Genomic DNA, 12556 nt, shown 5'->3' on the forward strand with positions numbered 1-12556 from the left:
AAAAAGTATAATTTAACCATTCAATTCTATTAATCATTTATATAAACTCATAATTTATTAATGAATAAATTATCTCCAAAGTCTTATATATTACCATTAATTGTAATAACTTTTTCAGTTTTACTCTACAGCTTTATCTCACAAAAAATCTGCAACCTTTCTATAATTACAGTTGATTCTAGCTTCAAATATGGGTATTGTCTTTTAATATTTACAATACTCTATATTTTTGCAGTATACCTTAGAGTCCGCTACATTCCATCTATAAAACTAGGATATTTTCTAATTGTTATAAGCATTATTTATATCTATTATAGGTTTTGTATCAATGACAATATTTATCTTAAACTCCCCAATACTCCTTTTTATTTTGAAGATGTAATATTATTCATTAGTATTCTATACTTTATTCTTTACATCTGTAGAAGTAAATACACCTCATCTAATTGGAAAAAATACAATATTGATAAAAATGATTTTGATGACAGTGAGTTAGATTTTCTAAAAATTAAAAAGCTAATTGAAAAGGATTTTATCGACTATAAAGGTGAAAATTCATTTACCATTTGTTTAAATGGACCTTATGGTATAGGAAAAACAACCTTGCTAAAATCTATTTATAAAGTTGTTAAGGAGAACAATGAGGTAATCACATGCTGGTTTGCTCCTTGGCTATATAAAGATAAAGATTTATTAACAAATGGATTTTTAAATTTGATTGAAGATAAGTTAAGTGAATACTCAGGAAATATTACCAACCAAATAGATCAGTTAACAGCTTCGATTTTAAAATTGGGGGATAATTCATTACTAGATTTAATCGCAGATAAAATTAATACTAACTCTAATGCATATGAATTACAGGAAGAAATTGTTGAAAGTATTAAAGCGATAGATAAAACTACATTTGTGTTTATCGACGATATGGATAGACTTGAAAAGGAAGAAGTTTTAATGGTTTTAAAAATTCTTAGAACAATTTCGCATTTCCCCAATTTTGTATTCATTATTGGAATGGACTATAAAAAGGTAAAGGATAAGATTGATGAAGATAGTGTCTATTTAGATAAATTTATAAACCTAATTTACCGACTGCCAAATAGAGATAGCAATGATTTAGCTAAATATTTTTTGAATACATATAGAAATGGAATTAACTGAAAATCAAATTTTATTTCCCTTATCGCATCCCATTAAGAAACAGTTAGATCTTTCTATTGCTGAAAAATTGGATGCCGAAATCAGCTATAATGATTCAGTTAAAATAGCTGACTTTTTTACAAACAAGAGAGAAGTAGATCATTTTATAAATTCCTTTAAGTTCTCACTAAAATTAATGAATAATGAGAATAAAAATCATTATTTCAATATACAATGTTATTATGTATATAAATTATTAACATATAAATTTGATTGGATTGATTCATACCTGAGTATACTTTATGACCAAGGTCTACTACCTTTTAGCACAAATCTAGACCCAAAGGAGAATTCGCCTAAGCCCGAAAGCCTAATGACTCAACTATTAACCGAAGATCAAGAAACAAATTTAAAAGACTTCTTAAATAAAAATAATATAAAAATCGACGACATTGATTTTAAGATATGCATTGATTGTCTAATTTTCCTATTTAAAAGTATACATAAATTTGGGTTTTCAGATGGGGCAATGTATCGAATGTATTATAATGACAATGTATTAGGGGATATCAGTTATTCATCCTTAATAGAATTCATTTATGCTCAAATAGAAAGAAATGAAGCTATTAATTTTATGCACTTTTTCGAAAATTTTGAGGAGAAGCATTTCATAGAGAATAAAAAATACTATTATGGAACAACTAATCTAAAAATTTTAAATGAGTTAGTTAACTTTTGCTTTGATTTTACTTCTATTCCAGATAAATACTACATGAGCTTTTTAAATGGTTTAAATGAACTTAAAAAAGAATACTCCTCCGTTCCTTTTGAAAACAACCTTAATCAAAAACTTATAATCTCATGTATAAACTTTTATAAGTTAAACAATAGCTTAAAACAATATTTAGATTTATATAGCTTTATTTGTAATAACATTTCACCTGACTTGAACTTTAAAAAGGATAAAGAAACATATTTAGAGTGTATTCAGTTTTTAAATTTAGGATTAAATTCAAGTTTTGATAGTATAAAAAATAGGTTAGTTGATGATGAATTTAATGTTTTCCATAAGATTTTATCGGATTATAATCGAAAAGAGCGAACAACAACACTTGATTTAGATAATAATAAAATTGAAGAAATTATAGTAGAGATTATAGAAAATGGGAATATGAAATTAAGAGATAAATATTCCCTAATATTTAATACTACTAATTTAATAAATTCTGAGGGTATTACTAACTACTACTTACCTCCAAAAATTCAAGAAATAGCAAAATCCTTTATTATAAATAATATTAATGAACTTCTAAGCAATCTAAATCCAAATGATGAGTTAATTTATATTGAAGATAATGATAAATATATATCAGATTTATTTCTGTTTAAAATTCTTAAAAAGAGAGATTTATTCTCTTTTGAAATCACGGATCATACAGAGTTGTTGGTTTCAAGTGATATAGGAAAACTTCATAAACCAGAGAGAAGTTATAAACTATATAAAGATTACTTAGACTTTTTAATTTTACTTGAACCAAATATTAGCATGGAAAATAAAAGAAGATTTGATTACATAAAAAAAATTATAGTCGATGAAATTGCATTTAATCAAGGGAAAGAAAAATTTGAAACAAAATATTATTTAATTAATGATTTTAATAAATTAAGAAAAGATTCTGGATTATTTGAGTTTGTATCTCTTGCTACAAATTAATGTTTAGAATTTTACTCTTATCCTAAGCCTTTATTAACTGTTGTTAAATTTTAACCAAACAGCTGTAAACTTAACTATAAAGCCAACGTTAACTTACATTATTCCATATTTTTAACCCATGTCTTTTAACCCACAAAAATATCTAGATCAATTTCAGGGAATCGTCGAAGTGCTTATACCGAAAGTTATAGGTGCTATACTAATATGGATGATTGGTTCTTTGCTAATAAAATGGGCTTACAGGGTCTTCAAAAAAATACTAGATGCTAAAGAATTCGACCCTTCTGTTGAAACTTTTTTTCTTTCTTTCATTCGTATAGGACTGCGCATCGTCCTATTTATCATTATTATAGGAGTTTTAGGAATTCAAACCACTTCTATCGCCGCTATGCTAGCAGGCTTTGGCGTGGCTATTGGTTCAGCTTTTAATGGCTCACTGGGAAATTTTGCAGGTGGTTTTATGATTATCATTTATCAACCAATCAAAGTCGGGGAATTTATTGAATTTAATGGAGTCAGCGGGGTGGTGCAGGAAATTGGAATATTGAATACATGCATTTTAACTGGTGATATGAAGACAGTCTTTCTTCCCAATGGTATGCTATCTACAGGTATAATTATCAACTGGAGTCGCAATAGAAAGATAAGAGTAGATGTTCCATTTAATATTGAAGCTAACATAGACATAGAACTCGCAAAGTCAATAATTATCGAAGCTTTAAAAGAACACAAGCTTATTTTAAAAAGTCCTAAACCAGAAGTTTATATTCAGCAGATACAATCTGGTTCTATCCAGCTTATTGTTAGACCTTATTGTTCACAGCCTGATTATTGGACGGTTTATAATGATACTCATAGTTTAGTGATTAATGCGTTTAAAGAAAAGAATATTTCGCAAGGTATCCCTAAGCAAATCTTAATAACTCAAACAAGTGGAAAGAACTAGGGTTACCCCTTTACAGTGGTTTACGTTATTTCTGCTAGGTGGTATCTGGGGCAGTTCCTTTATTTTGATGAAAATAGGGACGCGAAGCTTTAACACATTGGAGCTTTCAGCGCTGCGTATGTTTTTTGGAGGCTTTTTAGCTCTTCCTTTTTTATTTTCGATTATAAGGAAATATGATAAAACTATTCTGTTTTGGATGTTTGTTTCTGCTATGTTAGGAAGTGGTATTCCTAGCTTATTCTATGCCCATTCTGCTAGTAAAATGGATAGCAATCTCAATGGAGTTATCAATTCGCTCACGCCTCTATTCACGCTACTTGTAGGCATGATATGGCTTAGGTATAAAACTAGCAAATTGAGTTTGGCTGGTATTACTATAGGCTTTATTGGTGTTCTTATACTTTTTGCACAGAAAAATACTGTTTTTTCGCAGTCAAAGTTTGCCATATTTCCATTACTAGCTACGATGATGTATGGGATTAATATGAATATAGTAAAAGTTAAGTTAAGCCATTTACCTTCACGGGATATTTTGCCCGGCATTTTTGGTATTTTAGGTTGGATATACCTACCTATTATTGTTTATTTGGGTGTTTTGAAGGATATCCCGATTCAGCATTTTTCTTTTAATTTTTGGACAGCAAATTCAGATCCTTTAATCCAGAAAATGCTATCCCTTGAAGCTATGTTTGTCCTTGGACTCGTAGGTTCTTTTATCGCTTCATATGTGTTTTATAGATTGTTGAAACAAACCAATGCACTCTTTGCCTCTACCAATACCTACCTCATCCCTCTTATGTCTATTTTTTGGGGATATATGGACGGCGAATTAATTACTTGGGTTCACTTTGTATCCTTACTTATTATTCTCATTGGAGTCTATATGGTCAGTATGAAGAAATAGGCCTTTTATCTTAGAAACTAGATTTAAGTATATTATGCGAGGTTCTCCAAAATTTTCCAATAGGAATCAAATTTTAATGTTGAAAATAGAATAAAAAAATCATAGGCTTATACCAATCTTACATATAAAATAATCCAATGTGTTTTAAGTGTTTAAAGTGGGAAATGCCGATGTGAATTGTGTTTAGTCTCATGAAGCGTAGTGTCCCGATAGCTATCGGGAGGACTATTACAGAATTCCAAACGGTATTACTTGTTTTTAACGCTCTTTAAACCTAGATTTAGCCTAGATAGCTTAAAAACTACTATTTTTGTATAATGCGAGACGAACATCAGCTTGATGACTATACCCTATTAAAAAACAAACTACAAAAGTTTATTGCCTCCTACTATCAGCAGCGATGGATAAAAGGCTCCTTAAAGCTTTTGCTTGTATTTATTTGCCTCTATCTTATAACTACTACACTTGAATACAATCTTTATTTGAGTCCCACCATACGAAAATTTCTTTTCTTTTTCTTTCTGCTTGGATTTTTAGCACTACTTTATTTGTGGATAATGCGTCCTGTCATACAGTACTTTCAACACCGCAGTCGACTGGATGATAAACAAGCTGCGCAAATCATTGGCCACCATTTCCCAGAAGTCAAAGACAAACTTTTAAATGTACTTTATCTTGGAGAGATGAATGATACCTTCGCCTCCCAAGAATTAATTCAAGCATCTATACGTCAGAAATCGCAATCGCTTCTCTGGGTTAGGTTTAATGATGCGATCGACTGGGCTAGAAATCGAAAACTCGCTAAGTATCTCATTTTCCCAGTTGTTATTTGTCTATTACTATTAATTTTTATCCCCAAACTATTTACAGATAGTACCCACCGTCTTTTACATTATAATCAGGTCTTTGCCCCAAAAGCACCTTTTGATTTCATTTTACTCAATAAAAATTTAACTGTACCACAGTTCGAATCGCTCAGTCTACAAGCAAAGCTTGAAGGAAAAGTACTACCTGAAGAGTTGAATCTTTTTTACCAAGGCGTTAAATATCCTATGGCAAAAAACGAAAATGATATTTTCGACTTTACTTTAAAAAATATTGAAGCGAGTTCAAAATTTAGATTAGAATCTGCTGGATTTATTTCTGAAGAGTATTCCATAGATATTGTCCCCAGACCGATTATTTCTTCTTTTGAGGTTAATGTTATTCCGCCGAGCTATACGGGCATTAAGCCATTTAACTTGAAAAATACAGGTGATATCCAAGCTCCAGAAGGAAGCACAGCTATATGGAAATTTAAGACTGAACACATAGACCAAATAAGATTAAAGTTTAGAGATAAATGGCTAAACGCAGAGAAATATAGCAACGGCTATGGAATAAAAGCGAGTTTGTTGCATAGCGGCAACTATACCGTCCTAACTCAAAATAACAACTCATCCATCATAGATTCACAACAGTATAATCTCTCGTTGACAACCGATGCATACCCTACCATCTCGATAAATGAATTTAATGATAGTATCAATGAAATCAAATATTATGCTGGCGATGTAGCGGATGATTATGGCATCTCTAATCTTTACTTTGTTATCAGTTATAATGGAAAAACTGAAAAGTATCGCATTAGTATACCTGCAGGAAGAAACTCTTCATTTCACTTCTCCACACAAAAACTATTTGATAAATATCCTAGAGGAGCTGATATAAACTATTACTTTGAAGTGTATGACAACGATGGCGTGCACGGACCCAAATCATCACGCAGCTCCACTTTCTCCATCAAAAAGCTTTCTGAAAAAGAATTAGAAAAAGTAGTAGATAATAATGCTACTCAAATTCGTAATGATATATCGAAGTCACTGCAAGATGCTAAACAATTTCAAAAAGATCTCGAACAAGTCAAGAAGAAAATGCTAGAAAAAGATAAATTGGATTTCAATGATAAAAAATTAATTGAAGATTTGCTGAAAAAACAAGAAGACCTTCAAAACAAACTGGAGAATAGTAAAGACGATATCAAACGTAATTTTGATAAGAAAAATGAAATTAACAAACAAGAGCAATCACTATTGGATCAGCAGAAACAATTGGAAGAAATCATTGAACAGATGAAAAATCCCGAGCTCAAAGATCTACTTCAAAAACTAAATGAGCTTCTCGAAAAACAAGATAAAAAAGAACTTTTACAAAACATCAATCAGATGGACAATAAATCTGAAAAAATGGAGAAAAATTTTGACAGATTGCTTCAACTATATAAAAATCTCGACTACAAGCAAAAGCTAAATGACATGATAGATAAACTAGATGTCATGAGCAAAGAACAAGAAAAGCTGGCTCTAGAGACAGAACAAGAAAAAGACACCAAGGAAAAACAAAAAGGTCTAAACGAAGAAATGAAAGAGACTCAAAAGAAAATGGAAGAGCTAAATAAATTAAACAACGAAGTCAATAAAACTGATAAAAAGGAAATGGAGGAGGTAAAGAAAGACCTCGATGAAGCAGCATCTGAACAAGAAGCCGCTGAGAAAAACATGCAAAATGGTAACCCCAAATCTGGTAGTGAAAAACAAAAGAAAGCTGCAGAAGAAATAAAACAGGCAAAAGAAAAATTAGAAAAACTAAAAAAGAAGCAGAAGAAAAAGCAAAAAGCAGAAGATGGTAAAATGATGCGTCGGCTTCTTGAGAATGTCATTTATTTATCTTTCGAGCAGGAAAAAATATTAGATAAGACGAAAACGACACCAAAAGAAAGTCCAAGTTATCTCAAACTCATTCAATCTCAACAAAAATTGAAAGAAGACTTTAAGCTAGTAGAAGACACTCTTTATAAAATCGCATCCCGACAGGTAAAAATTCGAAAATTTATTTTCGAAGAAGCTGATAAGATAACGAACAATACTGATCTTTCCATTAAAAGACTCGTAGACAGGAGAAGTGATTTAGCTATCTCTAATGAACAATTTGCTATGTCAGCCTACAATCAACTTGGCCTCATGTTAAGTGAGTCACTCAAGAAGATGCAAGAAGAAGATGAAGATGAAAATAGCCCTGGCTCAGATCAACAGTGCGATAATCCAAAATCAGGCAAAAAGAAGAAGCCAAGCATAAGCCTAGAAAAACTAGGCGAAATGCAACAACAACTCAATGAGCAAATGGAAAAACTGCAGCAACAGATGAAGGATAAAGGAAAAGATGGTAAATCTCCATCTGGTCAAAAACCAAATGAAAATGGGCAGAATGGGGCGCAAGGTCAAACATCCAACCAAAAGCAACAAGATGCGAAGGAAGCTGCAGAGTTTGCTAAAATAGCTGCTCAACAACAAGCAATTCGAAATCTACTGAAAAAAATGGAAGAACAGGCTAATCAGCCAGATAAATCTGGGAAAAAGCCATTTGGCAATGAGCTCAAAGATGCTATGGACAAAATGAATCAAACAGAGAAAGACCTTGTTAATAAACGTTTCTATGACGAAATGATGAAGCGACAACGTGAAATACAAATAAAACTCTTAGAGTCTGCTAAAGCGGAGCGCGAACAAGATGAGGAAACGCGGCGTGAAAGTGAACGTGCTAAAAATATTAGGCCCGAAATGCCCTTGGAACTCAAACAATATCTAGAAAAGAAGAAACAAAACGAAACTCAAATACATCGTACACCTGTAGGTCTTACTCCTTACTTCAAAACCCTGAGTGAAAAGTACTACCAATTGATAAAATAGTATTAATTTTAAATTTGAATGATTTATAACACTATAATGAGATTTCTGTTTTTGTTTATTTTATATTTTTTTTCTAGTCCATCTGCGATAGCACAGAAAAAAATGACTCCTGAAGAGTATATAAATACCTATTATCAGTTAGCAGTCGACGAAATGAATCTTTATAAAGTCCCAGCCAGTATCACCTTAGCACAAGGATTAATAGAAACAGAAAGTGGCAATTCGCTGCTCGCAACTAAGGCGAATAATCATTTCGGTATTAAATGCAAAGCGGAATGGACGGGGCCTACATTTATAAAAGATGATGACACTAAAAACGAATGCTTTCGAGCTTATAAAAGTGCCGAAGAGTCTTTTCGTGATCATTCTATTTTTTTACTAAAGCCTCGATATAGCACTCTATTCAGTTTTGACATGACAGATTACCGCTCTTGGGCTTACGGCCTCAAGCAGGCTGGGTATGCTACCAATCCGAATTATCCTGCCATGTTGATTAAATTCATCGAAGATTTCAAGCTTTTTAAATTTGATAACTATGGCCTTGAAAAACCAGCTGCCGCTTTGCCCAAAGCCAATGAAAAAGTAAAACCTCAAATAAGCACAGCAGAATTAATCAAGTTAAGAAAAGAGTTGGCTAATAACCTTGACCTTATTATTGTCGATGAAACCTTTGATATTTATAAAGTCGCTGCCAATTCAAAACTCAGTGTAGTCCAGTTAATAGAGTATAATGATTTAGAAGGAGAGCAAGCAATTCGTTTAGGACAAAATTTCTTTCTCCAGAAAAAAGGGAAAATGAATCTGAAAGACAAACACCTTGTTTTGCTCGGAGAAAGTCTTTATGATATTTCTCAAATTTATGGTGTCAGCTTAAAACTGCTAAGGAAATACAATAAGTTGGAAACTTGGGAACAGCCCAATGTCGGAGAGGTAATATATCTCAGTAAGTTAAGGGATGACTTTATCCAAACTCGACCCTTTTATCAAGTAAGTAAGGAACGATTAGAAAAAAATCTCTCTCTATTCATTCCAATCACAATTCCTGAAGAAAAACCTATTATCAAAATAGATACTCCTGTTTCTAAATCAACTGAAGAAATAGTATCCAAAATGGTTCCTGATTTGCCAAAAAGCACTCCCGAGATAATAAAAGTAGATACATCGATAGCAGCCATTCAAGTTTCTGCCAACAAAATCGTAGATACTATACCAACGAAAACAATTACAAGTATTCCCACTGAGACTTTATCCACCACACAAAATAAAGCTTGGATAAACCATCAAGTAAAACCTAAAGAAACAATCTTTAGAATATCAAAGATATATGACTGCACTGTAAGCGATATATTAAACTGGAATGCCATTACAATAGAACAAGGTTTAAAAATTGGTCAAATACTTCGTATACATACCTTGCATCCTAATGGAATAGTGATTGACGTTCCCAATTCGAATGAAGATATGAATATGGATAGTAAGGTAGCTGGTAAGCCTAAAATGCCTCCTCCAAAAGTTTCTCCGCAAAAAATCACAGATACGCTCAAAGTTAAATCTGTACCTAAAACTATACCAGCAACCAGAGAAAATCTTAATGCTAAGCCTGCAGTTGTGCCTAAAACTAGCATACCTGCGATTGTTGATTCGAAATCCGCAAACGAAAATAATGCTAAAACTGAAGGGAATAACGTTCCAATAAAAACGGAATCTCCATCTGCTATTGCACCTAAACAAATACCTATTAGCAATTCATCCACCGTTGAAGAAATAAAAGAAATACCTAAACAAATACCCCGAGAGCCCCAAAAGCCGAGAGTCGTGATATTGAAAGCACCACCAGCGAATAACGCATCTACAAAAGTACCAGCAACAAATCTGGATAAAAGCAATATGTCAGATTTATATAAATCTCTAATGAAAAATACAGAAGCGGATACTTCCATTAAAAGAAGAATTAAAGTCTCTGAATAATCATTTCTTTTATTATGAGTTTAAATAAGCTCCAAAAATTTGAGGCCTTAAAATCGATGCCCAATGTGTATGAAAATTTTTCGTTTACACAGCCTAATTTAATTCGAAATAATCAAGAAGATAATCCGCGAGGAAAATGGAAAACACAGCATTTCGGCAATAATAATCCCTTAGTTTTAGAGCTTGCTTGTGGCAAAGGAGAATATTCTGTAGCTTTAGGAGAAATGTTTCCCAATAAAAATTTTATTGGGGTAGATATTAAGGGAAATCGAATACATAATGGTGCTAAAATAGCTTTGGGAAAAAATCTCACCAATGTTTGCTTTTTGAGAACACGTATCGAGCTACTTCACGAATTCATTAATGGAGAAGAAATAGACGAGGTATGGATTACCTTTCCAGATCCATTTCCTAGCTTTTCAGATAGAGGCAATCGTTTAATATCTCCCAAGTTTTTAAATTATTATAAAACTTTATTGAATGGTAAGAAAATAATCTTTCATCTCAAGACAGATAATTTTCCTTTGTTTCGTTATGCTACAGGTGTATTGGATGGTCGCAGTGAAAAAATCAATCGCTGTATTGAGAATATTTATGGTGGCGATAAAAAAATAGACGATATCTTACGTGTACAAACCTATTATGAACGACTTCATAAGGATCAAGGCAGTCAAATACACTATATTCAGTGGGAAATGTAAGCTCAATTAAGTCTACAAACCAAGAAGTTTATTCAATAATGGAATGAGTTTCTCAGGTTGACTTGGTCTAGGTACTCTATTCGAAATTATATTTCCGCTTTTATCTATTAAAATAGATGAAGGTAAGGATTGGATGGCATATTTTCTTGCAAAATCTGAATTATATCCGTGTGGAAAAGAGATAGCATGTATTTCTTCAAATAACTTTTGTTCACGAATGGTTTTTCCCCAAGCTTCTTTACTATCATCTATAGACAAAAATAAGAAAACTAATTCTTGATTATCTTTATACTTAGCGTAAACTTCTTTAATAGCTGTCCATTCGCTCATACTTTGAGGATTTGTACTTGACCATACGATTACATAAACTATCTTGCCCAGCAGTTCCCTTGAATTTCTTTTGTTTTCAGAATAATCTTCAAAACTAAAATTTGGCGCAGGTTGCCCTGTTTCATACTGAGCCAGATTGACCAGTCGCTTCTTCAAACTATTCTTCCTATCAACATCCTCTACTTGTTCTATGTACTTTACAACTTCTTCTTTTAGATCCGAGGTTCTTCCAAAACTATTAACCCATTCTCCTATAAGATTTTCGATAAGTATACCTCTTACGTAATCTTCTTTTACTAAACCTGCCTCACCTATATAGCCTTTAAAGAGCTCTAGATCATCCATGCTATTTTTTAGAATTTTTGACTTATTGTTCACATTTACCTTACCCTTTATGATATTCATTTTGTTCTCAAAATATAATGGACAAAAATAGTATTCATAAGAATTCGGCATATCTTTATAAAATCCTAAATAGTTCTCCTCGCTGACTACAAAAGAATCCTGAGAATATCCTAGATATTTGGGATAATAATATTTATATAAATATGAAGCCATTTCGATATAATTTCGCTGATATAAATCTATAAAGTCAGCATCGAGATTAACTTCTTCTGTCATAGCATCCCACTCTATTTGTCTTGCTTTCTTTAGCTGGTCCACCTCCTTAAAATAAGACTCGATTCCTTGTTGAGCAGCACTTCGAAATAATTGCCGATCACTTTTATTACCTAGGTACGGAGTGGTTTCTAATTGCAACATTGTATTCTCTTGCACTAAGTTTTCATAGAATATAACGAAATTCTGTTCTTTTGCATTTTCAATCGTCATTTGTATATTGGCTCCTGGCTTTACGAAAAGATTTATCCTTTTCGATTTATAATATAATCTATAAAAGCAGGCGTTAGGAACAATAATGTTAAATTCAAAATAGCCCTTCTTAGGAGAGGTTTCTATTTTCGAGTCTAAAAGTTTGGAAGCCACAGATGGTGAGAGTATCACAGTACTATAGTCGACATCATCAATTACGTTGCCATAAATTCGCACATTCTGCGATTGTAAATAGTTTAAACAAATGGCGATGCTTATGGTTAGGATATATCGTATCATAGGTTTTCGTCTCTTTCT

At 32.2% G+C, this 12556-nt stretch carries 8 protein-coding genes; 7 read left to right on the forward strand and 1 reads right to left on the reverse strand.

The annotated features are described in order from the left end of the window. Positions 1–60: 60 nt before the first annotated feature. The 7 genes from JNL75_01430 (at position 61) to trmB (ending at position 11098) form a co-directional block, all read left to right on the forward strand. A complete protein-coding gene (locus tag JNL75_01430) occupies positions 61–1161 on the forward strand; it encodes an AAA family ATPase (GenBank protein ID MBL7788476.1) in 1101 nt (366 codons plus the stop codon). Further along, entirely contained in the window at positions 1148–2854 is a 1707-nt protein-coding gene (locus JNL75_01435; protein ID MBL7788477.1) for a hypothetical protein, read from the forward strand. Before JNL75_01430 ends, JNL75_01435 begins: the two co-directional genes overlap by 14 nt. 118 nt (positions 2855–2972) lie before the next feature. Beyond that, positions 2973–3800, forward strand: a complete 828-nt coding sequence (locus tag JNL75_01440; GenBank protein ID MBL7788478.1) for a mechanosensitive ion channel — start codon at positions 2973–2975, stop codon at positions 3798–3800. Beyond that, positions 3787–4704, forward strand: a complete 918-nt coding sequence (locus tag JNL75_01445; GenBank protein MBL7788479.1) for a DMT family transporter — start codon at positions 3787–3789, stop codon at positions 4702–4704. The genes JNL75_01440 and JNL75_01445 overlap by 14 nt, the downstream gene beginning before the upstream one ends. A gap of 317 nt (positions 4705–5021) precedes the next feature. Continuing rightward, a complete protein-coding gene (locus tag JNL75_01450; GenBank protein MBL7788480.1) occupies positions 5022–8429 on the forward strand; it encodes a hypothetical protein in 3408 nt (1135 codons plus the stop codon). Positions 8430–8465: 36 nt separating this feature from the next. Further along, a complete protein-coding gene (locus JNL75_01455) occupies positions 8466–10397 on the forward strand; it encodes a glucosaminidase domain-containing protein (protein ID MBL7788481.1) in 1932 nt (643 codons plus the stop codon). Between the two features lie 14 nt (positions 10398–10411). Beyond that, the gene (trmB, locus tag JNL75_01460; GenBank protein ID MBL7788482.1) at positions 10412–11098 is read left to right on the forward strand and encodes a tRNA (guanosine(46)-N7)-methyltransferase TrmB; all 687 of its coding nucleotides are present in this window, start codon (positions 10412–10414) and stop codon (positions 11096–11098) included. Positions 11099–11110: 12 nt separating this feature from the next. On the opposite strand, the gene JNL75_01465 is transcribed toward trmB, so the two are convergent. After that, positions 11111–12538, reverse strand: a complete 1428-nt coding sequence (locus JNL75_01465) for a TlpA family protein disulfide reductase (GenBank protein MBL7788483.1) — start codon at positions 12536–12538, stop codon at positions 11111–11113. Between the last annotated feature and the right edge of the window lie 18 nt (positions 12539–12556).

The organism is Chitinophagales bacterium (assembly GCA_016787225.1).
GTDB lineage: Bacteria > Bacteroidota > Bacteroidia > Chitinophagales > JADJOU01 > CHPMRC01.

Coding starts and splice junctions, on each gene's coding strand:
- JNL75_01430 (MBL7788476.1), top strand. CDS start 61: ATGAATAAATTATCTCCAAAGTCTTATATATTACCATTAATTGTAATA.
- JNL75_01435 (MBL7788477.1), top strand. CDS start 1,148: ATGGAATTAACTGAAAATCAAATTTTATTTCCCTTATCGCATCCCATT.
- JNL75_01440 (MBL7788478.1), top strand. CDS start 2,973: ATGTCTTTTAACCCACAAAAATATCTAGATCAATTTCAGGGAATCGTC.
- JNL75_01450 (MBL7788480.1), top strand. CDS start 5,022: ATGCGAGACGAACATCAGCTTGATGACTATACCCTATTAAAAAACAAA.
- JNL75_01455 (MBL7788481.1), top strand. CDS start 8,466: ATGAGATTTCTGTTTTTGTTTATTTTATATTTTTTTTCTAGTCCATCT.
- trmB (MBL7788482.1), top strand. CDS start 10,412: ATGAGTTTAAATAAGCTCCAAAAATTTGAGGCCTTAAAATCGATGCCC.
- JNL75_01465 (MBL7788483.1), bottom strand. CDS start 12,538: ATGATACGATATATCCTAACCATAAGCATCGCCATTTGTTTAAACTAT.